This window comes from Luteimonas sp. 9C (genome assembly GCF_902506295.1).
In the GTDB taxonomy this organism is placed as follows: Bacteria; Pseudomonadota; Gammaproteobacteria; order Xanthomonadales; family Xanthomonadaceae; genus Luteimonas.
Genome location: NZ_LR733313.1, coordinates 199,401 through 222,108, shown reverse-complemented (window position 1 = coordinate 222,108; position 22,708 = coordinate 199,401). Strand labels below are relative to the sequence as shown.

Here is a 22,708-nt window from a genome sequence, read left to right as displayed (position 1 = left end):
AAGAAGCCGCCCGCCCAGCAGGTCGACGCGGTGAAGGCCGCTGCAACGGCAGGCGTCGCCAAGCCGAACCTCGATGCGGTGCGCGCGCAGATCGACGGCATCGACCACCAGATCCAGACGCTGATCGCCGAGCGCGCGCAGTTCGCGCGCCAGGTCGGCAAGGCCAAGGGCAAGCTCGCCGCGGCAGTCGATTACTACCGGCCCGAGCGCGAAGCACAGGTGCTGCGGCGCGTCGTCGACCGCAACGACGGTCCGCTGTCGGACACCGAGCTCGTACGCCTGTTCCGCGAGATCATGTCGGCCTGTCTCGCCCAGCAGGAGCCGCTGAAAATCGGCTACCTCGGCCCGGAAGGCACGTTCTCCCAGCAGGCCGTGCACAAGCAGTTCGGCCACTCGGCCAAGGGTCTGCCACTGGCGAGCATCGAGGAAGTCTTCGACGAGGTGGCGGCCGGCAATGCCGACTTCGGCGTGGTGCCGGTCGAGAACTCGGGGCAGGGCACGATCCAGTCGACCCTCGACATGTTCCTGACCTCGCCGCTGAAGATATGCGGCGAGGTCGAGTTGCGCGTGCACCAGTACCTGCTGTCGCGCACGGGTCGTATCGAGGACATCGAGCGCGTGTATTCGCACGGCCTGTCGCTGGCGCAGTGCAAGCAGTGGCTGCGCGAGAACCTGCCGGGCGTGGAGAAACACGCGGTGGTTAGCAATGCCGAGGCCGTGCGCCGGGCGAAGAAGTCCGATGACGCGGCGGCGATCGCCGGCGAGAACGCTGCGCACGTCTACGGCATGCAGGTGCTGGCCGGCCCGATCGAGGACCGCAGCGACAACACCACGCGCTTCCTGGTGATCGGCCGCGGCGCGTTCCCGACGTCGGGCAACGACCGCACCTCGCTGATGGTGTTCATCCGCGACCAGCCGGGCGCGCTGTACCGCATTCTCGAGCCGCTGGCGCGTCGCGACATCAGCATGAACCGCATCGAATCGCGCCCCGCGCACGGTGCGCTTTGGCAGTACGCGTTCTTCATCGAGGTCAACGGCCACGTCGACGAATCGCCGCTGAAGGATGCACTGGGCGAGATCGATGCGTTCGCCGGCGAGGTCCGCGTGCTCGGGTCCTACCCGGTCGCCGTGCCGTGAGCGCGGCGTCCTGGATCGCGGCGCCGGGGGTGCCGCTGCGCGGTGACATACGGGTGCCGGGCGACAAGTCGGTGTCGCACCGCGCGATCATGCTGGCCGCGCTCGCCGACGGCACCTCGCGCATCGAGGGGTTTCTCGAAGGCGAGGACGCGCGTGCGACCGAAGCCATCTTCAGGCGGCTGGGCGTGGACATCGAGACGCCGGCGCCGGGCGTACGCATCGTGCACGGTGTCGGCATCGACGGCCTGCGCGCGGCCGACGGTCCGCTCGACTGCGGCAATGCTGGCACCGGCATGCGGCTGATCGCGGGCTTGCTCGCAGGACAGGCATTCGACAGCACGCTCGTTGGCGATGCGTCGTTGTCGAAGCGACCGATGCGCCGGGTCACCGAGCCGCTGGCGCGAATGGGCGCGCGTATCGAGACCGGCGAGGGCGGCGTGCCGCCGCTGCATGTGCATGGCGGCGCCCCGCTGACCGGCATCGCGTTCGACAACGTGCTCGCCAGTGCGCAGGTGAAGTCCTGCCTGCTGCTCGCCGGCCTGTATGCCGATGGCGAGACCGTCGTGCATGAAGCCCGTCCGACACGCGACTACACCGAGCGCATGCTCGCCGCGTTCGGCTGGCCGATCGACTTCGCGCCGGGCATCGCGCGCCTGCGCGGCGGACACCGTCTGCGTGCGACCGACGTGCGGGTGCCGGCGGATTTCTCGTCGGCGGCGTTTTTCCTGGTCGCTGCGTCGATCGTGCCGGGTTCCGACCTGCTGCTGCGCCGTGTCGGCATGAACCCGCGCCGCACCGGTCTGCTGCACGTGTTGCGCCTGATGGGCGCGGATATCGTCGAATCCGATGCGGGCGAGGAGGGCGGCGAGCCGGTGGCCGACCTGCGCGTGCGTTACGCACCGCTGCACGGCATCGACGTGCCCGAGCAGCACGTGCCGGACATGATCGACGAGTTTCCGGCGCTGTTCATTGCGGCCGCCTGCGCGCATGGCGCGACCCGGGTGACCGGCGCGCACGAACTGCGCGTCAAGGAATCGGACCGCATCGCGACGATGGCGGCCGGCCTGCGCGCGCTCGATGTCGACATCGAGGAAGCGCCGGATGGCGCGACGATCACCGGACGCGCGGATGGCGTCGGTGGCGGGCGCGTCGACAGCCACGGCGACCATCGCATCGCGATGGCGTTCGCGATCGCCGGCCAACGCTCGCGCGGCGAGGTGGTCATCGACGACACCGCGAATGTCGCGACCTCGTTCCCCGGATTTCTGGAGCTGGCGCAAACCGCAGGGTTTTCGCTGCGCAACGGCTGACCGGCACGCGCGTTCGCGCACCACATCGCCGATACGAAAACGCCCGCATCCGAAAGATGCGGGCGTTCTGCGTTCAGCGCATTTCGAGTTGGCTGGATCAGCCCGGGTCCTGGAGCGTGAACTCGATCGGCACGCGCACCGCACTCGCGGTCGGCTTGCCGCCCTGGATCGCCGGCTCGAACTTCCAGTCGCGCACGGCCTGCTGCGCGGCGCGGTCGAGATCACGTGAGCCGCTGCGCTTTTCCACCGTCACATCCGTGGCATTGCCGTTCGCATCCACCTGCACCAGCAGGATCAGCGAACCCTCTTCCCGGCTGCGCGCCGCGGCAGGCGGATACGGAATCTCCGGCTGCGCGACCGGGCGTGCTTCACGATCTGCCGGACGTGCGGACGCTGCATCGGAACGTGGCGCGGTGCGCGCGGTGGGTTCGCGCTCCGCCGGCGGCGCAGCCGGATCATCGATGACCGGTGTGGGCGGCAATGTGGTGGTCTCGCTGGTGCCGCGCTGGGTCAGTGCGTACCAGCCGAGCGCGACGAGCACGACCAGCAGCAGAATCCAGACCAGCGGGCTCGACCCCTTATGCGGCGGCTCCTGCGGCGGCGGATCCTGCAAAGGTGGGGCAACGGGACGATGCAAGGGGTCGTTCATGGGCCGCACTCCTTCCTGAATGGGAGTGGCGAGACTCCCACGCGGGATGTGGACGCGACGTGCAGCGCGGCAGGCCGGTCAGCCGCCCTCGGGCGCGAACGAAAACGGGATGCGCAACTCGCCGGCCACGGGCTGGCCGTCGCGCATGGCAGGCTCGAACCGCCACCTGCGGACCGCGGACATCGCGGCGCGATCGAGGCGCCGGTGCTGGCTGCTGCTGACGACGTCGACTGCATCCACACGGCCGTCGGCGCCGACCTGGACCCGCAGCACCACGTCGCCGCGTTCACCACGCCGCATCGAAGCCCGCGGATAGTCGGGCTGTTGCGTGGACACCGGGCGCGGCACGCTGGTCGGCAGATCGGAGGCGGCAGTCGTGACCGGCGATGGCACCGGCTGATCCACGGGCGCAGCGACCGGCGCGGGTGCCGGTACGGCCTGCGGCACGTGTGCATCGATCCGCACCGGGGTGCGCGTGTCCTGGGGACTCGCATAGTCGAAGCCCCGGTCCGCGCTGCCGGCAGCAGGGAGCGGCGCGGGCAGTGGGGCCATCGACGGGTCGCCCGCCACGGCCGGCAGATCGGGTCCGCCGGACGCAACCGGAGACGATGGACGCAGCAGCCACACCGACAGGAACAGCAGAACGCCCATCACACAGCTGCCGGCCACCCACCACCAAGCGCGTCCGCGCGGCATGGCACTGCGCGCGCCGCGGCGCAGGCGCGCGGCGAAGGGTGTGGACGACGCGGACATGGCGGGCTCCTCGATGTGGCGCCGCATTCTTGCACACGCCTCTGTGCGCGCCGTCCGGCGCGTGGACGCAGCGGACGCGTCCTGCGGAAATCCGGGCGATAATGCCGATTCCGTTATCGATAAGCCGAAGCCCCGTCATGCTCGATCCCAGCCTCCTGCGCCAGCACCTCACCGATACCGCCGCGCGCCTGCGCGAGACCCGCGGGTTCGAGTTGCCGGTGTCGCGGATCGAATCGCTGGAAGCCGAGCGCAAGCAGCTCCAGGTCCGCACGCAGGAACTGCAGAACCTGCGCAACACGCGCAGCAAGGCGATCGGCCAGGCCAAGGCCAAGGGCGAAGATGTCGCGCCGCTGCTGGCCGAGGTGGCCGGATTCGCCGATGCGCTCAAGGCTAGCGAGTTGCGACTGGTGGAGATTCAGGCCGATATCGAGGCGATCGTGCTCGGTGTGCCGAACCTGCCCGATGCCGGTGTGCCGGTGGGCCGCGACGAGGCCGACAACGTCGAACAGTCGCGTTGGGGCACGCCTCGCAGTTTCGATTTCGAGGTTCGCGATCACGTCGCGCTCGGCGAACGTCACGGCTGGCTGGACGCCGAAACCGCCGCCAGGCTCAGCGGCGCGCGCTTCACCGTGCTGCGCGGCAAGCTCGCGCGCCTGCATCGTGCGCTCGCGCAGTTCATGCTCGACCTGCACACCGTCGAACACGGATACGAAGAAACCAGCGTCCCGCTGATCGTCAATGCCGACACCATGCGCGGTACCGGCCAGCTGCCGAAGTTCGAGGACGACCTGTTCGCCACACCGTTCGGCGACGAGACGCGCTACCTGATCCCGACCGCCGAAGTGCCGCTGACCAACATCGTGCGCGACACGATCGTCGAGGCCGAGCGTCTGCCGCTGCGCATGAGCGCGCACTCGCTGTGCTTCCGTGCCGAGGCCGGCAGTCACGGCCGCGACACGCGCGGCATGATTCGCCAGCACCAGTTCGAGAAGGTCGAGATGGTGTCGATCGTGCGGCCCGAGGACAGCGACGCGGAGCTGGAGCGCATGACCCGCTGCGCCGAGACCGTGCTCGAGAAGCTCGGCCTGCCGTACCGCAAGTTGCTGTTGTGCACCGGCGACATGGGATTCGCCGCACGTCGCACCTATGACCTCGAGGTCTGGCTGCCGTCGCAGGACACGTATCGCGAGATCTCCTCGTGCTCGAACACAGGCGACTTCCAGGCGCGGCGCATGCAGGCCCGCTGGCGCAATCCGGAGACGGGCAAGCCCGAACCGGTGCACACCCTCAACGGCTCGGGGCTTGCGGTCGGCCGCACGCTGATCGCGGTGATGGAGAACTATCAACAGGCGGACGGCACGATCGAGGTGCCGGAAGTCCTGCGCCCCTATCTGGGTGGACTGACCCGTCTGGACTGACCGCGGCGAGGCGTGACGGCGGCACACGTCCGCGCACGCCGGCGTTCCATCGGTGCAACCTATCGCAGCCATTGACCCTCTGTGTTGCGTATTTGGAATGTAAGTGGTGGAATACGCCGCATTGTTCCGATAGTGAGGCCGCCCCATGCAGGATCTCAACGATCTCTATTACTTCGCGATGGTTGTCGAACACGGCGGCTTCGCGGCCGCGGAACGCGCCCTGGGCATTCCGAAGTCCCGACTGAGCCGACGTATCAGCCAGTTGGAGACGGAACTGGGCGTGCGTCTGCTGCAACGCTCGACACGCCGCTTCGCGGTGACCGATGTCGGACAGAGCGTGTTTCGGCATTCGCAATCGATGCTCGCCGAGGCCACGGCCGCGCGCGAAGTGGTCGATCGCCTGAGCGCGGAACCGCGCGGACTGGTGCGGGTCAGCGTGCCGGTCAGCATCGCCCAGCAGTCGATTCCACAGATGCTGCCCGAATTCCTCGCGCGCTATCCGCAGGTGCGCGTGCAGCTGCACGTCAGCAATCGCCGCGTCGACGTGATCAACGAAGGCTTCGACGTCGCGGTGCGCGTGCGTTCCAAGCTCGACGACGACGGCAGCCTGGTGATGCGCAGCTTCGGCCAGATCCAGGAACTGCTGGTCGCCAGTCCCGCCTATCTCGATCGCATGGGACGTCCGAAGGATCCCGATGAACTCGACCAGCACACCACGATGAGCATGGGCGAGGACGAGGTGAAGCAGCGCTGGGACCTGCAGGCCAATGACGGCACCACGCGCCGCGTGGAGCTCAAGCCGCGTGTCGCCGGCTTTGATTTTCCGATGCTGATGGCGCTGGCCAAGCAGGGCCTCGGCATCACGATGCTGCCTGAAACCCTGTGCGCGGAAGCCGTGCGCAATGGCGAGCTCGAGGTCGTGTTGCCCGACTGGCATCTGCCGCAGGGCATCGCCCACGCCGTGTTCGCCTCGCGGCGCGGCCTGCTGCCGGCCGTCCGCGTCTTCATCGACTTCCTCGCCGAAAAGCTGCCGCCGCTGATCGAGGCCTCCAGCCTCGACTGCCGCAACTGCGAGAAGAAGCCGATGCCGGGCGCGATCGCGCCACCGCCGCGTATCTCCACCGCTGCGGTGCGTGCGACAATGGCGTGACGTCGCAAGCGTGACGTCGCAAGCGTGACGTCACCGGCGTCATCCGCGCATTGGGCGGCATCGCCGGTCATCCGCAGGTCCGCGCGCTGCACGTCGGCGGATGTGACACATCGGAGAGATGGCCGAGTGGTTTAAGGCAGCGGTCTTGAAAACCGCCGAAGGGTCAAACCTTCCGTGGGTTCGAATCCCACTCTCTCCGCCAATACGCGCAGCTCGAGTTGTACGCCGCGTCCTTCAGCCCGCTTCGGCGGATGCCTGCTCAGCCCAGCGCCGTTGATTCGTCGTACGGCAGATGGATCGCGCCCGCGGCGCGCAACGCGGTTTCCGCGGCCGCCAAGGCATCGCCTTCGCCGTCGATGACGACCAGGATGCGCCCGGCCTCGATTTCGCGGTCGAACTTCTGCCGGACCGGATCCGGCAACGACGCGCCCACCAGCGAGGACGCCCAGGTTCCCACGGCGGCGCCGCCGAGCGTCGTCAGCGCGACGCCGGCCAGCGTCAGTCCCAGTGGCGGTACCGCGACTGCGACGAGTCCGGCCAGCAGGCCCGTCGCACCGCCGATGCCCGCACCACGCACCGCGGCATGCTTGAAGTCGGTCGGCGCGTCCTTCTGGTGTTCGGGGACGGTATCCAATTCGATGTCGCCACGCGCCACGAGCGAGATGTCGTCCTCGGGAATGCCGGCTTCCCGGACCGCCCGGACCGCGGCTTCGGCGTCGGGCAGGGCGGGGGTGCTGTAAACGCGGCGGACTTTCACGGGCGGCTCCTTGCCGGGCAGATGCCACGAGCTTCCGTCGCGTTTCGTCAGGCGGCCGTGAACCCCGCGGACACTCATCCGATTCCGATGCCACCGCCCTTGCCGGCGAGGTGTTCATAGAGGATCACGATGCCGATGACGATCAGGATCAGGCCGCCGATGATTTCCGCGCGCTTGCCGACGATCGCGCCCAGCGCCCGGCCCAGCATGATGCCCGTGGTCACCATCACCAGGGTGCAGAGACCGATGACGGTTGCGACCAGCAGGATGTTGACGTCGAGAAATGCAAGACCGACGCCGACCGCCATCGCGTCGATGCTGGTGGCGAAACCGGTGGCGGCGAGATTCCAAAACCCGTGGGGACGCGCGGCGGCATCGGCGTCTTCGGGTGCGTCCTTGCGGACGCCGGCTGCGATCATGCGGGCGCCCAGCACGCTGAGCAGGACGAAGGCGATCCAGTGATCCCAGGCGGTGACGTACGCGGCGGCTGCAAGACCGAGTGCCCAGCCGATGATGGGTGTGACGGCTTCGATCACGCCGAAGATCGCGCCTGCGCGCAGTGCTTCGGGAAATCGCGGGCGTTGCATCGCCGCGCCCTTGCCGATAGCGGCGGCAAAGGCGTCGGTGGACATGGCGAAGCCGATCAGAAGGATCGAGAGAAGGGACATGCGAAAGACTGCTTCGGGTCGGGCCTGGACCATGCACGGCACGCCGGCACGCCCAACCGCTGTTGCGCCGATATGCCGCTGGTCTCGCCAACCCTGACTGGTTGCCTGCACCACGATCGCAACGGATCGAGTGTGTTGATACAGGCGCTTCCGCATCACGGAAGCCGGCTACTCCCCAAGGGGACGCGCATGCTAGCAGCGCCCTTGCGGCAACGCACACGTATAGCCGATGACATGACCGGTGCGCGTGCACCTGCCTATCCGGGTGTCGCGTCGACACCGCTCCACACGCTGCCTGTGAACCGCGGTTGCCTGCACGCCGGCTAGCGCTTGAGATACGGCGCACCGGCCCTATACTGCTCGGGTCAGAGCGACTTCTGACTCCCGGGGGTGCCCAGGCTTCGACGGGGGTTGCGAAATTGCCTGGTGCATGCCGAGGGGGCGACTTTCCTCGTTAATCCAGTAGCAAACTTTTAGTTGCCAACGACGACAACTACGCTCTCGCCGCTTAAGGCGTAAGCCCCGAACCTACTTGTGCCCGTGCTCGTAGATGTAGGGTCATTATCACGGAACCGGCTGTGATGGCTGTCTGTCAGTCACGGCTTGAACAAAACAGACTGGTCCTGGGGTGCGCTTTGCACACCGTGCTGCCACAGGGCGAGATCCAACGGTGAGCTAAGCATGTAGTACCGGGGATGGAGTGCCTTCGGACGCGGGTTCGATTCCCGCCACCTCCACCAATTGTTGAAAGACCGGACCTTCGGGCCCGGTTTTTTTTTTGGTCGATGCGGGCGCGCTCGTTATGCTGTCGTGATGGCCGCGAACCCGCCGCATTCCACGAGTCCTCCGAGTCCGGTGCAGTCCGCCTGGCGGCTTCGCCGGAGCCATGTGCTGGCAGGCCTGGTGCTGCTCGGTTCCCTGCTGATGGTGACGCTCTACGCGCGTGGCGCGGGCGAGCGCGAACGTCGTCTCGCGGAGGCGAGCTTCGTGGCCGATGCCGACCAGCTTGCGGAGGCGGTCCGCCAGCGGCTGCTGCAGTACGAACTCAGTCTGCGGGGCGGGGTAGCCCTGCACAGCGCCGCGGTCGAGACGCCGACCGCGCGGCAGTGGCGCGGCTATGTCGAAGGGCTGGATATCCGTCGCCAGCTGCCCGGCATGATGGGCATCGGCTACGTCGCCTATCTAGATCCGCAGTCGCTGGCCGAGTTGCAGCTGCGCCAGCGGGCGGCCGGCGAGGGGCTGTTCACGCTGACCCCGCGCGGCGTGCGTCCGCATTACGGCGCGATTCTCTACTTCGAGCCCGAGATCGATTCCAGCCGGCTGGCCATCGGCTACGACCAGTACAGCGATCCGACGCGGCGCGCCGCGATGGACGCCGCCCGCGACAGCGGTGAAGTCCGGTTGAGCGCGCCGGTGCGCCTGCGGCAGTTCGGTCGGGAGGGGCAGGCGGGCGTGCTGCTATTCTCGGCGGTGTACCGAACCGCACGTCTGCCGATGTCGCGCGCCGGTCGCGAAACCGCGCTGGTCGGCTGGGTGTATGCGCCATTTCGCACGGCGGAGTTCATCGACCGCTCGATGATTCCGGTCGACCACGCGTTGGCGTTCCGGATCGTCGACGTCAGCGACGGGGTCGAGGCGCCGCTGCTCGCGTCCGACGGCTGGACCGAGGGAGATGGCCCGGGTTCGGAGGTGCTGCACACGGTGACCCAGCAGCTCTACGGCCGCAGCTGGCGCTACGATTTTCAGCACGTCGGTCCGCTGGCATCGGCGGGCATGCGCGAGCTGCAGGCCACCTTGATCACGGGCGTCGTGGCATCGCTGCTGCTGTTCGCGGTGGTGATGACGCTCGCGCAGACCCAGTCGCGCGCCGAGACGCTCGCACACCGCCTGAGCGATTCGTACCGGCGCAGCGAACAGCGTTTCCGGAATGCGATGCAGTACTCCGCGATCGGCATGGTGCTGCTCGACCGCAACGGCACGATTCTCGAGAGCAATCCGGCGATGGCCGATATCGCCGGTGTCAGCGGGACCGCCCTGACCGGGACGTTGTTCAATGGCTACTTCGTGGACGGCAACGACGATGTGTCGCGCTCGCGAGAGATGGAAGCGCTGCGCGAAGGCGTGCACCGCAGCACACGCCGGCTGCGCCGGGACGACGGCGACATCCGCGAGGTGCACCTCGCGTCCACCCTGATGCCCGGCGACGGGGGCAGCGACGTGGCGCGGCTGGTGCAGGTCGACGACGTGACGGAGCGTCTGCGTGCCGAGGCCCAGGTGCATGCGCTGAACCGGACGCTCGAGTCACGCGTGGAGCAGCGCACGCGTGAACTCACCCAGGCCAACCAGGAGCTCGAGTCGTTCGCCTACATCGTCTCCCACGATCTGCGCGCGCCGCTGCGCAGCATCGACGGGTTCGGACGCATCCTCGCCGAGCGCTACGGCGCCGTGATCGATGCGCAGGGGCAGGACTACCTCGCGCGCGTGCGCAATGCCGCCGCCCGCATGGACCAACTGATCGACGCGCTGCTGAAGATGTCGCGGATCAGTCGCGGCGAGTTCAAACGCGTGCCGCTCGATCTCAGCCGCATGGCCAGCGAGGTACTGTCCGAGCTCCGCCAGACCGATGCCGGACGCGAGGTCGCGGTGCGCGTGGCCCCGGACCTGCAGGCGGACGGGGATCCGGCCCTGGTGCGCAACCTGCTCGAGAACCTGCTGGGCAACGCCTGGAAGTTCACGGCGAACACGGCGCGCGCGACGATCGAGTTCGGCGCCGAGCCGGGTGGGGTGTTCTACGTCGCCGACAACGGGGCGGGATTCAATGCCGAGTACGCGGGCAAGCTGTTCCGGCCGTTCCAGCGCCTGCATCGCGACGACGAATTCAAGGGCCACGGCGTGGGGCTGGCCTCGGTGCGTCGCATCGTCGAACGCCATGGCGGCACGATCGACGCGGTCGGCCGGCCCGATGGCGGCGCCACGTTCCGGTTCTCGCTGGCCCCGTCCGCGCAGCGCCGCTGAGGTCGGCATTGCCGCCAAGGCGTGCGGGAACGGCGCCCGTCAGGCGTTCTTGTTGTGCGCCCGCATCGCGCGCTGCTTGTCACGCGCCCAGTCCCGGTCGCGCGCGACGTCGCGCTTGTCGTGACTCTGCTTGCCTTTCGCCAGCACCACTTCGGCCTTGACCTTGTTGCCCTTCCAGTAGAGCGCCGTGGGCACCACGGTGTAGCCGTCGCGCTGCACGCGTCCGATCAGCGTGTCGATCTCGCGCCGGTGCAGCAGCAGCTTGCGCGTGCGATGCGGATCGGCGATCACGTGCGACGAGGCCTGGCTGAGAGGCGTGATCTGCGCGCCGATCAGGAACAGCTCGTTGTGGAGGACCATCGCGTAGCTCTCGCCGATGATGGCGCGGCCTGCGCGGATCGCCTTCAGCTCCCAGCCCTGCAGCGCCAGGCCTGCTTCGAAGCGGTCTTCGAAGTAGTACTCGTGGCGCGCGCGCTTGTTCAGCGCGATGGTGCCGGTGCTGTTTGCCTTATCCTTGTCCTTGCCGCTTTTCTTGCTCATCCGTCCATTGTCCTCGAAGCAGGTCCCCCAGGCGAGTCATGCCCAAGATTGAACGTAGTGCCCTCGTCGGGCAGCCCGCCGAGCGCATGTACGCGCTGGTCAACGATGTCGCCGCCTATCCGCGCCGTTTCGCCTGGTGCGATGCGGCGCAGATCCAGGAGTCGACCGAGTCGCGCATGGTCGCGCGTCTGGATCTGGGGCTCGGCGCCCTGCGGACGTGGTTCACGACCGAAAACACGCTGTCGCCCTTCGACAGCATCGACATGCAGCTGCGCGACGGTCCCTTCAAGTCGCTGCACGGCCGATGGACCTTCGCCACGCTCGGTGACGGGGCCTGCAAGGTCACGCTGCTGCTGGAGTTCGAACCCAAGAGCCGTCTGATGCTGCCCGCGCTCACCATCGGCTTCAAAGGGCTCGCCGATCGCATGGTGGACGACTTCGTGCGGGTGGCCGAACACGAGCCCGTGCCGTGAAATCCGTGCGGGTGGTCCGCGCCTGGCCCGGCCGCCACGCGCACTGGACGCTCCAGCTCGACGACACTGCGACCGTGGCCGAGGCGGTGGACGCGATCCGGCGAACGGCGCCGCACGTGCTGGATGCAGTCGCCGGTTATGCGGTCTTCGGTGTGCGCGTGCAGGAGGCGTCTCAGCTGCACGACGGCGATCGCCTGGAACTGCTGGAAGCGCTGCAGGCCGATCCGAAGGAAGCGCGTCGACGCCGGGCGGCGGCGAGCCGGACCCCGGGCTGACGCGCGCGCTCAGCGGCGCTGGTTGCCCTTCTCGCGCGGGAGGTTGCCGAACTTGCGCATCTCCGCGGCCAGTTCTTCGTCGCGCTTCGGGAAATACTCGCCTTCCCAGCGTGCGAGCTGGTCGTTCTCGAAGAACACGGTGAAGTTCTTGATCTCGGTGCGGCCACGACGGTCCACGCGCTGCGAGGCCGTGTAGTCCCAGCGCTGGTGGTGGAACGGGTCGGCGATCGACGGCGTTCCCAGCAGCGCTTCGACCTGCGCCTTGCCCATGCCGACCTGCAGCTGTTCGACCGCGGAACCGTCGATCAGGTTGCCCTGGTAGATCGGCTGCTTGTACAGCAGGCCGCAACCACTGGTGGCGAGTGCGAGAAGCGGAACGAGCAGAAGCTTGTGCATGGCGTGGATGACGGCCTGGAATGACCGCCCGATGATACACTGCGCGCCACGCCGCAACCGCGATCCAGGCAGCTGGCGTTCAACCCCCAGTGGCATGCCTGCCTGTATTCGGAGACACCATGGAATCGCTCGACCTGCGCAAGGCCGGATTGAAAGTCACCCATCCGCGGATGCGGATCCTGCAGTTGCTCGAGCAGCGCACGCCGCGCCAGCACCTCACGGCCGAAGACATCTACCGCCAGTTGCTGGACCAGGGCGACGAGATCGGCCTGGCCACGGTCTATCGCGTGCTGACCCAGTTCGAGGCCGCCGGCCTGGTGCTCAAACACAATTTCGAAGGCGGTCATGCCGTCTATGAACTCGATCGCGGCGGCCACCACGACCACATGGTGGATGTGGACACCGGCAAGATCATCGAGTTCGAAAGCGACGAGATCGAAGCCCTGCAGCGGCAGATCGCCGAGCAGTACGGTTACATCCTCGAAGAACACTCGCTGGTGCTCTACGTCCGCAAGAAGCGCTGAAGCCTCGCTGCTCGCTCGACGCGCCTGGCGCGCCGTGAAGTGAGCAGCCGCGGGCTCGAGCGCTCGCTATTCCTCGATTTCCGGACGACCGCAGGCGCAGCAGGCAGCGCAGTGGCTGCCGTCAGACCATGCCCTGCAGCAGTTTCCGCGCCGCAGCACGGGCTTCCTTGCTGACGTCGACACCGCCGAGCATGCGCGCGAGTTCCTCGGTGCGTTCGCCGGTGTCGAGCAGGCTGACCTGGCTTTCGGTCGCACCGTCGGCGCTGGACTTGTGTACGCGGTAGTGCGTATGGCCCTTCGAGGCCACCTGCGGCAGATGGGTCACGCACAACACCTGACGGCTTTCGCCCAATGCGCGCAGCTTGCGGCCGACGATATCGGCGACGGCGCCGCCGATGCCCGAATCGACCTCGTCGAACACCATCGTCGGCACCGCATCGTGGCCGAGCGCGGCGACTTCGATCGCCAGCGAAATGCGCGACAGTTCGCCGCCCGACGCGACTTTTCGCAGCGCACGCGGTGGCTGGCCGGCGTTGGCCGACACCATGAACTCGACGCGCTCCGCGCCCTGCGGATCGGGTCGTGAAGTCTCGACCGGTTCGATCGCCACCTCGAACACGCCGCCGCCCATGCCGAGCTCGTGGATCAGCGTGGTGGTGGCCTTCGACAGCGCCTTGGCCGCCTGGCGGCGTGCCGCACCGAGGCGATCGGCGGCCGCCCGCCAGCGACCCATCGCGGCGTCGATCTCGCCGTCGAGCTGCTTCAGGCGTTCACCGGCGCCCTCGAGCTGATCGTGCTCGCCAGCCAGACGTGTCTGCACGTCGATCAGTTCCTCCGGCGTCACGCGGTGCTTGCGCGCGAGTTCGTGCAATCGCGCCAGGCGCTGTTCGAGCGTCTCCAGTTGTTCCGGGTCGATGTCGAGATCGTCGCGCACCTGGCTCAGCAGCAGCGTGGCTTCGTCGAGCTGGATCGCCGCGGCGTCGAGCATCGCGTCCACCTCACCCAGTCGCGGCTCGTGGGCGCGCATCCGCGACAGATCGTGGCGCAGCGCCTGCAGCGCCTGCGGCAGGCCGAGATCGTCGTCGCCGCGCATACGCTCCAGCGCGGTGTCGCAGGTCTGGATGAGGCCTGCGGCATTCGCGTGCCGGCGGTGGCTGGCGAACAGCTCGGCCACCGCATCGGCGGCGAGCGATTCGCCGTCGAGTTCTTCGAGTTGATGACGCAGCCAGTCGCGGCGCTCGGCCACATCGCCGATGCCGACCAGCGCGTCGCGCTCGTCGTGCAGCGCGCGCCACGCCTGCGCGGTCGCGCGCACCTCGGCCAGCAGCGCGCCGTTGCCGGCCTGCGCGTCGAGCAGCGCGAGCTGGCTGCCGCGGGCCAGCAGGGCCTGGTGCTCGTGCTGGCCGTGGATCTCGACCAGATGCCCGGCCAGTTCGCCCAGCTGGGTGATCGTCGCCGGTCGCCCGTTGATCCAGGCGCGCGAGCCGCCGTCTGCACGCAGGGTGCGCCGCAGCTGGCAGGTGTCGCCGTCGTCGAGCTCGTGTTCGCGCAACCAGCGCAGCGCAGGCGCGGCATCGTCGAGTGCGAATTCGGCGTGCAGTTCGGCGCGCTCGGCGCCATGGCGCACGATGCCGCTGTCGGCGCGCTGGCCGGACAGGAAGCCCAGCGCATCGACCAGCAGCGACTTGCCGGCGCCGGTTTCGCCGGAGATGACGGTCAGGCCGGCGCCGAACTCCAGATCCGACTGGCTGGCGACGGCGAAATTGCGGATGGCGAGATGGGTCAGCATGGGTGCGGATTGTGCCTTGGCGCGTCTCGCGCGAGTAGATCGCCGAGCGAATCGGCCTGCGTGGAAACGCTGGATACCGTGCATCCGTCTCACGGGCGGAGACGCCGGCGCTTGCATCACGGGTAGGCGCACCGTATACCGCCCGCATGTCCTCCGATCCCCGCCATCCGCTCGATCCACGCGCCCGGCACCTGCTGCGCACGCTGATCGCGCGGCACATCCAGGAGGGTGGGCCGGTCGGATCGCAGACGCTCGCGCGGCACGCCGGTCTCGATGTCAGCGCCGCGACCATCCGCAACATCCTGTCCGATCTGGAGGAAGCGGGACTGCTGGCCTCGCCGCACACGTCGGCAGGCCGCGTGCCCACGGCGCAGGGCTATCGCGTGTTCGTGGACTCGCTGCTGCAGGTCAAGCCGCTGCGCGCGCAGGAGATGGAGCGGCTGCGCGGCGAACTGGGCGGTGGTGGGCAACAGTCCTTGCTGGGCAGCGCGTCGGAGCTGATGTCGGCGATGACGCATTTCGTCGGCGTGGTGTCGGTGCCGCGGCGTGAACAGCTGGCGTTCCGGCACATCGACTTCGTGCCGCTCGACGGCCAGCGGGTCATGGCGATCATCGTCTTCGCCGACCATGAAGTGCAGAACCGCATCATCCAGACCCGGCGCAGCTTCGAGACCGGGGAGCTGGAACGGGTGGCCAACTATCTCAACCAGCAGTTCGCCGGTCGCCCGCTGGGTGACATCCGCGCGGCGCTGGTCGAGGAACTGCGCCACGCCCGCGACGAGATGGAGGCCTTGCTGTCGCAGACGATGGAGCTGGCCGAGCAGGCGCTGGTGCCGGGCGACGACGACATGCTGCTGGCCGGGCAGAACCGGCTGATCGGTGTCCAGGACCTGTCGGATCTCGATCGCCTGCGCGAGCTCTTCGACGCCTTTTCCCGCAAGCGCGAGATCCTGCAACTGCTGGAGCGCACGATCCGCGCGCCGGGTGTGCGCATCTTCATCGGCGAGGAGACCGGCCTGGCGCCGCTGGAAGGCATGTCGCTGGTGACGGCGCCCTACGGGGCCGGCGGCCGCACCCTGGGCGTGCTGGGCGTGATCGGCCCCACGCGCATGGCCTACGAGCGGGTCATCCCGGTGGTACAGGCCACCGCCAGCGTGCTGGGCGCAGCGCTGCATCCCGAGCCTTGAATCGCGGGACCGCGGCCCCATAGCTGGTGCCGTCGGCGGCCAGACGACCGCCCCGGAACCCGACATGACCCAGCAGCACGATTCGCAGTCCCCCGTTTCCCACGAGACCGATGGCCCGGACGCGGCTCCGGTGGAGCAGCAACTGGCCGAGCAGGTCGAGCGTCTGAGCGCCGAGCTCGAGCAGCTCCGCGGGCAGGTCCTGCTGGAGCGCGCCGACCTGGAGAACCAGCGCAAGCGCCTGGCCCGCGAGGTCGAGAGTGCCCGTCGCTTCGCCAACGAACGCCTGCTGGCCGCGCTGGTCCCGGTGTTCGACGCGCTGGAAGCCGGTCTCGCCAATGCATCCGACAGCGATCCGCTGCGCAGCGGCGTCGAACTGACCCTGCGCGAGCTGACCAAGGCCACCGAGTCCAACGGACTGGCCACGCTGGCGCCGGCCCCGGGCGATCCGTTCAATCCCGAGCATCACCAGGCGATGAGCATCGTCGAGGTGCCGGGCGTGCCGCCGGGCGCCGTCGCCCAGGTGTTCCAGAAGGGCTATCTGCTCAACGAGCGCCTGCTGCGACCGGCCATGGTCGTCGTCGCCAAGGCTGACTGAACGCCGCGGGCCCCGGTCCGATCGCGAATTCGGATGCGTCTCACCGCTTGAACGCTGTGTTGCGTGTCCCCAGATCACGGGCATCGACGGCACCGGCCGTCACCCAGACACACATCTTCTAGAGGAAGCACTGCAATGGCAAAGATCATCGGCATCGACCTCGGCACGACGAACTCGTGCGTGGCGATCATGGACGGCGGCAAGGCCAAGGTCATCGAGAACAGCGAGGGCGACCGCACCACGCCGTCGATCGTTGCCTACACCAAGGACGGCGAAGTGCTGGTGGGCGCGTCGGCCAAGCGCCAGGCGGTCACCAATCCGAACAACACCTTCTTCGCGGTCAAGCGCCTGATCGGCCGCAAGTTCAAGGACGCCGAAGTCCAGAAGGACATCGGCCTGGTGCCGTACAAGATCCTCGAGCACGACAACGGCGACGCCTGGGTGTCGACCAGCGACGGCAAGCGCCTGTCCGCGCAGGAAGTCTCGGCGCGCATTCTCGAGAAGATGAAGAAGACCGCCGAGGACTACCTGGGCGAGAAGGTCACCGAAGCCGTGATCACGGTGCCGGCCTACTTCAACGACAGCCAGCGCCAGGCGACCAAGGACGCCGGCCGCATCGCTGGTCTGGACGTGAAGCGCATAATCAACGAACCCACCGCGGCCGCACTGGCCTACGGCCTCGACAAGTCCGGCGGCGACCGCAAGATCGCCGTGTATGACCTCGGCGGCGGCACCTTCGACGTGTCGATCATCGAGATCGCGGAAGTCGACGGCGAAAAGCAGTTCGAAGTGCTGGCCACCAATGGCGACACCTTCCTTGGCGGCGAGGACTTCGACGCGCGCGTCATCGATTACCTCGTCGACGAGTTCAACAAGGACCAGGGCATCGACCTGCGCAAGGATCCGCTGGCGCTGCAGCGCCTGAAGGATGCGGCCGAGCGCGCGAAGATCGAGCTCTCGTCCTCGCAGCAGACCGAAGTGAACCTGCCGTACGTCACGGCCGATGCGTCGGGCCCGAAGCACCTCAACATCAAGCTGACCCGCGCCAAGCTCGAGTCGCTTGTCGAGGAACTCGTGCGCAAGACGATCGAGCCCTGCCGCACCGCGCTCAATGACGCCGGCTTGCGTGCGTCCGACATCAACGAGGTCATCCTCGTCGGTGGCCAGACCCGCATGCCCAAGGTGCAGGCGGCGGTCGCCGAGTTCTTTGGCAAGGAGCCGCGCAAGGACGTGAACCCCGACGAGGCTGTGGCGATCGGCGCTGCGGTGCAGGGTGGCGTGCTGGCTGGTGACGTCAAGGACGTGCTGCTGCTCGACGTGACCCCGCTGAGCCTCGGCATCGAGACCCTGGGCGGTGTGTTCACCAAGATCATCGAGAAGAACACGACCATCCCGACCAAGGCCTCGCAGACGTTCTCCACCGCCGACGACAACCAGTCGGCCGTGACCGTGCACGTGCTGCAGGGCGAGCGCGAGCAGGCCCGCTTCAACAAGTCGCTGGCCCGCTTCGACCTGACCGGCATCGACGCCGCGCCGCGCGGCATGCCGCAGGTCGAGGTGTCGTTCGACATCGACGCCAACGGCATCCTGCATGTGTCGGCCAAGGACAAGAAGACCAACAAGGAGCAGAAGGTCGAGATCAAGGCCGGTTCGGGCCTGTCGGACGACGAGATCGCCCGGATGGTCGCCGACGCCGAAGCGCACCGCGAGGACGACAAGAAGTTCCAGGAGCTGGTCGGCGCGCGCAACCAGGCCGATGCGCTGGTGCACGCCACGCGCAGTGCGATCAAGGACAACGGTGACAAGGTGCCGGGCGACGTGATCGGCAATGCCGAAGCCGCGATCGCCGAGGTCGAGACCGCCATGAAGGGCGACGACAAGGCGCAGATCGAAGCCAAGTCCAAGCACCTCGAGGAAGTCGCGCAGCAGCTGTTCGCCGCCGCCGGTGCGGCCGGCCAGGGCGACGCCGGTGCGGCGTCGGGCGAGGCGCCGAAGTCCGACGACGTCGTCGACGCCGAGTTCACCGAGGTCAAGGACGACGAGAAGAAGTAAGTCGGTACCGCCGCGGCCCTGCCGCGGCGTTTCGGCCGGAACCCCGGCATCGTGCGCGCCCTCGGCGTGGCGGTGTCGGGCGACCGGCTTCCGTTTTTAACGAGACCGTCGCCACGACGGTCCCTGCGACCGGTTTTCCATGAGCAAACGCGATTACTACGAAGTGCTGGGCGTCACCCGCAGTGCCACCGAAGACGAACTGAAGAAGGCCTATCGCCGTTGCGCGATGAAGTACCACCCTGACCGCAACCCCGGCGATGCGAGTGCCGAGGCGGCGTTCAAGGAGTGCAAGGAGGCCTACGAAGTCCTGTCGGACGGCGGCAAGCGTCGCATGTACGACCAGCACGGACACGCCGCGTTCGAGCACGGCATGGGCGGCGGCAACGCCGGCCCGGGCTTCGGCGGCGGCGCGGACATGGGCGACATCTTCGGCGACATCTTCGGCAACATCTTCGGCGGTGGTGGCGGTCGCGGTGGTCCGCGTCGCGGCGCCGACATCGGCTACGTGATGGAGCTCGATCTCGAGGATGCGGTCGGCGGCGTGGAGAAGCGCGTCGAACTGCCGACACTCGCCGCATGCGACGAGTGCGACGGCAGCGGTTCGGAAGACGGCAAGCGCGAAACCTGCTCGACCTGCGCCGGTCGCGGCCAGGTGCGCATGCAGCGCGGCATCTTCACGATGCAGCAGGCGTGTCCGCATTGCGGCGGCCAGGGCCAGATCATCGCCAACCCCTGCAAGACCTGTCACGGCGCCGGTCGCGTCGAGGAAGAGAAGGTGCTGTCGGTGAAGGTGCCGGCGGGCGTCGACACCGGCGACCGCATCCGTCTCGCGGGCGAAGGCGAAGCCGGTCCCGCGGGTTCGCCGCCAGGCGATCTGTATGTCGAAGTGCGCGTGCGACCGCATACCATCTTCCAGCGTGACGGCGATGATCTGCACTGCGAAGTACCGGTGCGCATTTCGCAGGCCGCGCTGGGTGACATCGTGCGCGTGCCCACGCTCGGCGGCGAGGCGGAGATCCGTGTGCCGGCGGAAACGCAGACCGGCAAGGTGTTCCGCCTGCGCGACAAGGGCGTCAAGTCCGTGCGCAGCCGCAGCCCGGGCGATCTGTATTGCAAGGTGGTCGTGGAGACGCCGGTCAATCTGACCAAGGAGCAGCGCGAGCTGCTCGCCCAGTTCGAGACCACTTTCACCGGCGAGAACGCGCACCGGCATTCGCCCAAGTCCAGCACCTTCATCGACGGGGTCAAGGGCTTCTGGGACCGCATGACGTCCTGATGGGAGATACCGCTTCGATCGACACGCCCGGCCCAGCGCCGGGCGTCGTCGTTTACGGCGTCGGGACAGCGCGGGGAGAGGGGGCGCGCCAGGCAGATCGGCGGTCCGGGGACTGCCGGCAATGATCCACAGGCAGTGTGGATCGACGGTAGACAAAGCTGTGGATAAGCACGCCAAGTGTCCGTCCGCATTAGGCGGAGCCGGCCTGGTCACGGCATCGCCACTGTGATGCACGACACGGGACGCCGTCACCCATGCCGCATGCCGCGCGAGGCGCCATGGCGGGCTTGGAGGCAGGGCGGGCGCAGAAAACGCTTGACGCGCGCACCGGATACGCCTAGCGGGACGGCTGTCCACAGGTGATGTGGACGAGCTGTGGGTCAAGGTGTGGATAAGCGCGCGGAAGGGCGTCGCACCGGGCGCGCAGAATCGTGGCCAATTTCTCGTCAGCGCCGTGGCAACGTCGTCCCGCCGCGCTTGACCTGCGCGGCCCGGAATGCAGTCCGGCCCCGCGCCGCACCGTGCGGGACCCGGCCTGCACAAGTCGGGTGCCCGGCGCACGGACGATGGGCACGGGTTCGCATCCGGTTCGCGGCCCGCGGCGGTCGGGCGCGCGCGTCTTCCTGACGTGCGGCGCGTCGCTAGAATGCAGGCATGGACATCTCCCGACCCTATTCCAATCCATCCGTCGCGCCGCGCACAGATGACGCCGGTCTGCCGGGCGCGCAGGCATGAGCGCCCGACCGCGGGTGCTGGTGCATGGTGCGTCCGGCCGTATGGGCCAGGCGCTGCTGCGGCTGGCGGCGGGACGCGAGGACCTCGACGTCGTGGCGGCTGTGTCGGGCCGCGCGCCGAAGCAGCGCGTCATCGACGGCGTGCCGTACTTCGGCGCTTCGGAGCTCGGCGGCGCGCCGACGTTCGACGTCGCGGTCGATTTCAGTCTGCCCGGCGGCTTCGATCCGCTGCTCGCGTTGTGCGTCAAGCGTGGCGCGGGACTGGTGTCGGGCACGACCGGGCTCGACGACGCGCAACGCGGCGCACTCGACGCGGCCGCCGCGACGATTCCGGTCGTCTGGGCGTCGAACTTCAGCCTCGGCGTCGCCGTGCTGCAGGACCTGGTTGCACGCGCGGCGGCGGTGCTGCCGGGCTGGGACTGCGACATCGTCGAATCGCACCACACGCGCAAGCTCGATGCGCCGTCGGGCACTGCGCTCACGCTGGGCGAAGCGGCCGCCGGGCAGGGGGCCACACCGCATTACGCGTCGATCCGCGCCGGCGATATCGTCGGTGAGCATCTGGTGCAGTTCACCAGTCATGGCGAGCGCGTCGAGCTGGTGCACCGGGCGACGAACCGCGACATCTTCGCCGGCGGCGCGCTGCACGTCGCCGCGCGTCTGGCCGGTCGCGCGCCGGGACGCTACGCGATCGCCGACCTGCTGGGCGCGTCGTAGCGCCGACGCCACCGCGGGTCCGCTGAACGTGTCCTGCGCGTCGCTGGCGCGACGGGGGTCGCATCGGTACAATTCCCGCTCGCCTGAACCCCAAACCTCCGGACCGGTTTCCACCGCTCTGGCGGTTTCCTGCAACCTGACGTAGGCGAAGACCTCGTGACAGATTCCGCAATCCTCGTCCTTGAAGACGGCACCGTATTCGAGGGCGTTTCCGTGGGCGCCCCCGGGCTTTCCGTCGGCGAAGTGGTGTTCAACACCGCCATGACCGGCTACCAGGAAGTGCTGAGCGATCCCTCGTACGCGCGCCAGCTGGTGACGCTGACCTATCCGCATATCGGCAACACCGGGTGCACCGATCAGGACGACGAAGCGTCGAAGATCTGGTCGGCTGGTTTGATCGTGCGCAACGTGCCGCGCCGTCCGAGCAGCTGGCGCAGCGAACTGTCGCTCCCCGAGTGGCTGCGCGCGCGCGGCATCGTGGCGATTTCCGAGATCGACACCCGCAAGCTGACGCGCCTGCTGCGCGACCGCGGATCGATGAACGGTGCGGTGATGGCCGGCGACGTCGACGTCGAGCAGGCGCTCGAGGCCGCGCGCAAGTTTCCCGGCCTCAAGGGCATGGACCTGGCGAAGGTCGTCAGCACCACCGAGCGCTACGGCTGGACCGATGGTCAGCTCGATCTCGACAGCAACGCCTTCGTCACCGCGCCGGCGAAGTTCAAGGTCGTGGCCTACGACTACGGCGTGAAGACCAACATCCTGCGCATGCTGGCCGAGCGCGGCTGCGAACTGACGGTGGTGCCGGCGCAGACGCCTGCAGCCGACGTACTGGCGCTGAAGCCCGACGGCGTGTTCCTGTCGAACGGTCCCGGCGATCCGGAACCCTGCGATTACGCGATCGACGCGATCCGCGCACTGCTCGACGCCAAGCTGCCGGTCTTCGGCATCTGCCTCGGCCACCAGCTCCTGGCGCTCGCCGCCGGCGCGAAGACGCTGAAGATGCCGCACGGCCATCACGGCGCGAACCATCCGGTGCAGGACCTCGACTCTGGCAAGGTGCTGATCACCTCGCAGAACCACGGCTTCGCCGTCGACGAGGCCTCGCTGCCGGCCAGCGTGCGCGTGACGCATCGTTCGCTCTTCGATGGCACCAACCAGGGCATCGAGCTCACCGATGCGCCTGCCTTCAGCTTCCAGGGTCATCCGGAAGCCTCGCCCGGTCCCCACGATGTCGCGCCGCTGTTCGACCGGTTCGTGGCCCTGATGCACAACAAGAACGCCGGGAGCCGCTGA

General features: G+C 68.1%; 21 protein-coding genes, 1 tRNA gene, 1 other RNA gene and 1 riboswitch. Of the genes, 16 read left to right on the top strand and 7 right to left on the bottom strand.

The window, feature by feature from the left end:
• Nucleotides 1-30 precede the first annotated feature (30 nt).
• Nucleotides 31-1,137 carry a prephenate dehydratase gene (gene pheA, locus CURTO8I2_RS14015; RefSeq protein WP_236551189.1) on the top strand — a complete coding sequence of 369 codons (1,107 nt, stop codon included), beginning with the start codon at nucleotides 31-33 and terminating at the stop codon, nucleotides 1,135-1,137.
• Nucleotides 1,134-2,447, top strand: coding sequence for a 3-phosphoshikimate 1-carboxyvinyltransferase (gene aroA, locus CURTO8I2_RS14010; protein ID WP_159681867.1), 1,314 nt, complete (start codon nucleotides 1,134-1,136; stop codon nucleotides 2,445-2,447). The genes pheA and aroA overlap by 4 nt, the downstream gene beginning before the upstream one ends.
• A 97-nt stretch (nucleotides 2,448-2,544) precedes the next feature.
• Here aroA and CURTO8I2_RS14005 read toward each other — a convergent pair whose 3' ends face one another.
• Both CURTO8I2_RS14005 and CURTO8I2_RS14000 read right to left on the bottom strand, forming a co-directional pair.
• Complete coding sequence (locus CURTO8I2_RS14005; protein ID WP_159681866.1) at nucleotides 2,545-3,096, bottom strand: energy transducer TonB; 552 nt, start codon at nucleotides 3,094-3,096, stop codon at nucleotides 2,545-2,547.
• Between the two features lie 78 nt (nucleotides 3,097-3,174).
• Nucleotides 3,175-3,849: an energy transducer TonB gene (locus tag CURTO8I2_RS14000; RefSeq protein ID WP_236551169.1), complete on the bottom strand. Its 675-nt coding sequence runs from the start codon at nucleotides 3,847-3,849 to the stop codon at nucleotides 3,175-3,177.
• Nucleotides 3,850-3,986: 137 nt separating this feature from the next.
• On the opposite strand from CURTO8I2_RS14000, the gene serS reads away from it, so the two are divergent.
• The 3 genes from serS to CURTO8I2_RS13985 all read left to right on the top strand — a co-directional run bounded on the left by serS (nucleotide 3,987) and on the right by CURTO8I2_RS13985 (nucleotide 6,619).
• Nucleotides 3,987-5,267 (top strand): serine--tRNA ligase, encoded by a 1,281-nt coding sequence (gene serS, locus CURTO8I2_RS13995; RefSeq protein WP_159681865.1) that lies wholly within the window; start codon nucleotides 3,987-3,989, stop codon nucleotides 5,265-5,267.
• Between the two features lie 145 nt (nucleotides 5,268-5,412).
• Nucleotides 5,413-6,417 (top strand): LysR family transcriptional regulator, encoded by a 1,005-nt coding sequence (locus CURTO8I2_RS13990; RefSeq protein ID WP_159681864.1) that lies wholly within the window; start codon nucleotides 5,413-5,415, stop codon nucleotides 6,415-6,417.
• A gap of 112 nt (nucleotides 6,418-6,529) precedes the next feature.
• Nucleotides 6,530-6,619 (top strand) — tRNA-Ser (locus CURTO8I2_RS13985).
• A gap of 57 nt (nucleotides 6,620-6,676) precedes the next feature.
• On the opposite strand, the gene CURTO8I2_RS13980 is transcribed toward CURTO8I2_RS13985, so the two are convergent.
• Both CURTO8I2_RS13980 and mntP read right to left on the bottom strand, forming a co-directional pair.
• Nucleotides 6,677-7,174 (bottom strand): hypothetical protein, encoded by a 498-nt coding sequence (locus CURTO8I2_RS13980; RefSeq protein ID WP_159681863.1) that lies wholly within the window; start codon nucleotides 7,172-7,174, stop codon nucleotides 6,677-6,679.
• A 74-nt stretch (nucleotides 7,175-7,248) separates the two neighbouring features.
• Nucleotides 7,249-7,842 (bottom strand): manganese efflux pump MntP, encoded by a 594-nt coding sequence (mntP, locus tag CURTO8I2_RS13975; RefSeq protein WP_159682130.1) that lies wholly within the window; start codon nucleotides 7,840-7,842, stop codon nucleotides 7,249-7,251.
• Nucleotides 7,843-7,854: 12 nt separating this feature from the next.
• Nucleotides 7,855-8,025, bottom strand: a riboswitch (yybP-ykoY riboswitch).
• A 203-nt stretch (nucleotides 8,026-8,228) separates the two neighbouring features.
• Here mntP and ssrA point away from each other — a divergent pair.
• Nucleotides 8,229-8,582: a transfer-messenger RNA gene (gene ssrA / locus CURTO8I2_RS13970) on the top strand.
• 148 nt (nucleotides 8,583-8,730) lie between these two features.
• Nucleotides 8,731-10,857, top strand: a complete 2,127-nt coding sequence (locus CURTO8I2_RS13965) for a CHASE domain-containing protein (RefSeq protein ID WP_236551168.1) — start codon at nucleotides 8,731-8,733, stop codon at nucleotides 10,855-10,857.
• A 39-nt stretch (nucleotides 10,858-10,896) separates the two neighbouring features.
• Here the strand turns inward: CURTO8I2_RS13965 and smpB are convergent, their stop codons facing one another.
• Nucleotides 10,897-11,397, bottom strand: a complete 501-nt coding sequence (gene smpB / locus CURTO8I2_RS13960; protein ID WP_159681861.1) for an SsrA-binding protein SmpB — start codon at nucleotides 11,395-11,397, stop codon at nucleotides 10,897-10,899.
• Nucleotides 11,398-11,435: 38 nt separating this feature from the next.
• Between smpB and CURTO8I2_RS13955 the strand changes: the two genes are divergently transcribed.
• Together CURTO8I2_RS13955 and CURTO8I2_RS13950 are read left to right on the top strand one after the other, a co-directional pair.
• Nucleotides 11,436-11,870, top strand: a complete 435-nt coding sequence (locus tag CURTO8I2_RS13955) for a type II toxin-antitoxin system RatA family toxin (RefSeq protein ID WP_159681860.1) — start codon at nucleotides 11,436-11,438, stop codon at nucleotides 11,868-11,870.
• Nucleotides 11,867-12,145 (top strand): RnfH family protein, encoded by a 279-nt coding sequence (locus CURTO8I2_RS13950; RefSeq protein ID WP_236551167.1) that lies wholly within the window; start codon nucleotides 11,867-11,869, stop codon nucleotides 12,143-12,145. Before CURTO8I2_RS13955 ends, CURTO8I2_RS13950 begins: the two co-directional genes overlap by 4 nt.
• Nucleotides 12,146-12,154: 9 nt before the next feature.
• Here CURTO8I2_RS13950 and bamE read toward each other — a convergent pair whose 3' ends face one another.
• Nucleotides 12,155-12,541, bottom strand: coding sequence for an outer membrane protein assembly factor BamE (gene bamE, locus CURTO8I2_RS13945; RefSeq protein WP_159681859.1), 387 nt, complete (start codon nucleotides 12,539-12,541; stop codon nucleotides 12,155-12,157).
• Nucleotides 12,542-12,660: 119 nt separating this feature from the next.
• Between bamE and fur the strand changes: the two genes are divergently transcribed.
• The gene (gene fur / locus CURTO8I2_RS13940; protein ID WP_159681858.1) at nucleotides 12,661-13,065 is read left to right on the top strand and encodes a ferric iron uptake transcriptional regulator; all 405 of its coding nucleotides are present in this window, start codon (nucleotides 12,661-12,663) and stop codon (nucleotides 13,063-13,065) included.
• A 121-nt stretch (nucleotides 13,066-13,186) separates the two neighbouring features.
• Here the strand turns inward: fur and recN are convergent, their stop codons facing one another.
• Nucleotides 13,187-14,854, bottom strand: a complete 1,668-nt coding sequence (gene recN / locus CURTO8I2_RS13935; RefSeq protein ID WP_159681857.1) for a DNA repair protein RecN — start codon at nucleotides 14,852-14,854, stop codon at nucleotides 13,187-13,189.
• A gap of 146 nt (nucleotides 14,855-15,000) precedes the next feature.
• Here recN and hrcA point away from each other — a divergent pair, with 146 nt between their 5' ends.
• The 6 genes from hrcA (at nucleotide 15,001) to carA (ending at nucleotide 22,708) form a co-directional block, all read left to right on the top strand.
• Nucleotides 15,001-16,041: a heat-inducible transcriptional repressor HrcA gene (gene hrcA / locus CURTO8I2_RS13930; RefSeq protein WP_159681856.1), complete on the top strand. Its 1,041-nt coding sequence runs from the start codon at nucleotides 15,001-15,003 to the stop codon at nucleotides 16,039-16,041.
• Nucleotides 16,042-16,105: 64 nt separating this feature from the next.
• The gene (grpE, locus tag CURTO8I2_RS13925) at nucleotides 16,106-16,636 is read left to right on the top strand and encodes a nucleotide exchange factor GrpE (protein ID WP_159681855.1); all 531 of its coding nucleotides are present in this window, start codon (nucleotides 16,106-16,108) and stop codon (nucleotides 16,634-16,636) included.
• 135 nt (nucleotides 16,637-16,771) lie between these two features.
• A complete protein-coding gene (gene dnaK / locus CURTO8I2_RS13920) occupies nucleotides 16,772-18,688 on the top strand; it encodes a molecular chaperone DnaK (protein WP_159681854.1) in 1,917 nt (638 codons plus the stop codon).
• A gap of 139 nt (nucleotides 18,689-18,827) precedes the next feature.
• The gene (gene dnaJ / locus CURTO8I2_RS13915) at nucleotides 18,828-19,964 is read left to right on the top strand and encodes a molecular chaperone DnaJ (RefSeq protein ID WP_159681853.1); all 1,137 of its coding nucleotides are present in this window, start codon (nucleotides 18,828-18,830) and stop codon (nucleotides 19,962-19,964) included.
• Nucleotides 19,965-20,695: 731 nt separating this feature from the next.
• On the top strand, nucleotides 20,696-21,415 hold the full coding sequence (gene dapB / locus CURTO8I2_RS13910; protein WP_159681852.1) for a 4-hydroxy-tetrahydrodipicolinate reductase: 720 nt from the start codon (nucleotides 20,696-20,698) through the stop codon (nucleotides 21,413-21,415).
• 156 nt (nucleotides 21,416-21,571) lie between these two features.
• Nucleotides 21,572-22,708, top strand: coding sequence for a glutamine-hydrolyzing carbamoyl-phosphate synthase small subunit (gene carA, locus CURTO8I2_RS13905; RefSeq protein ID WP_159681851.1), 1,137 nt, complete (start codon nucleotides 21,572-21,574; stop codon nucleotides 22,706-22,708).

Coding starts and splice junctions, on each gene's coding strand:
- CURTO8I2_RS14005 (WP_159681866.1), bottom strand. CDS start 3,096: ATGAACGACCCCTTGCATCGTCCCGTTGCCCCACCTTTGCAGGATCCG.
- CURTO8I2_RS14000 (WP_236551169.1), bottom strand. CDS start 3,849: ATGTCCGCGTCGTCCACACCCTTCGCCGCGCGCCTGCGCCGCGGCGCG.
- serS (WP_159681865.1), top strand. CDS start 3,987: ATGCTCGATCCCAGCCTCCTGCGCCAGCACCTCACCGATACCGCCGCG.
- CURTO8I2_RS13990 (WP_159681864.1), top strand. CDS start 5,413: ATGCAGGATCTCAACGATCTCTATTACTTCGCGATGGTTGTCGAACAC.
- mntP (WP_159682130.1), bottom strand. CDS start 7,842: ATGTCCCTTCTCTCGATCCTTCTGATCGGCTTCGCCATGTCCACCGAC.
- smpB (WP_159681861.1), bottom strand. CDS start 11,397: ATGAGCAAGAAAAGCGGCAAGGACAAGGATAAGGCAAACAGCACCGGC.
- CURTO8I2_RS13955 (WP_159681860.1), top strand. CDS start 11,436: ATGCCCAAGATTGAACGTAGTGCCCTCGTCGGGCAGCCCGCCGAGCGC.
- bamE (WP_159681859.1), bottom strand. CDS start 12,541: ATGCACAAGCTTCTGCTCGTTCCGCTTCTCGCACTCGCCACCAGTGGT.
- fur (WP_159681858.1), top strand. CDS start 12,661: ATGGAATCGCTCGACCTGCGCAAGGCCGGATTGAAAGTCACCCATCCG.
- recN (WP_159681857.1), bottom strand. CDS start 14,854: ATGCTGACCCATCTCGCCATCCGCAATTTCGCCGTCGCCAGCCAGTCG.
- hrcA (WP_159681856.1), top strand. CDS start 15,001: ATGTCCTCCGATCCCCGCCATCCGCTCGATCCACGCGCCCGGCACCTG.
- grpE (WP_159681855.1), top strand. CDS start 16,106: ATGACCCAGCAGCACGATTCGCAGTCCCCCGTTTCCCACGAGACCGAT.
- dnaK (WP_159681854.1), top strand. CDS start 16,772: ATGGCAAAGATCATCGGCATCGACCTCGGCACGACGAACTCGTGCGTG.
- dnaJ (WP_159681853.1), top strand. CDS start 18,828: ATGAGCAAACGCGATTACTACGAAGTGCTGGGCGTCACCCGCAGTGCC.
- dapB (WP_159681852.1), top strand. CDS start 20,696: ATGAGCGCCCGACCGCGGGTGCTGGTGCATGGTGCGTCCGGCCGTATG.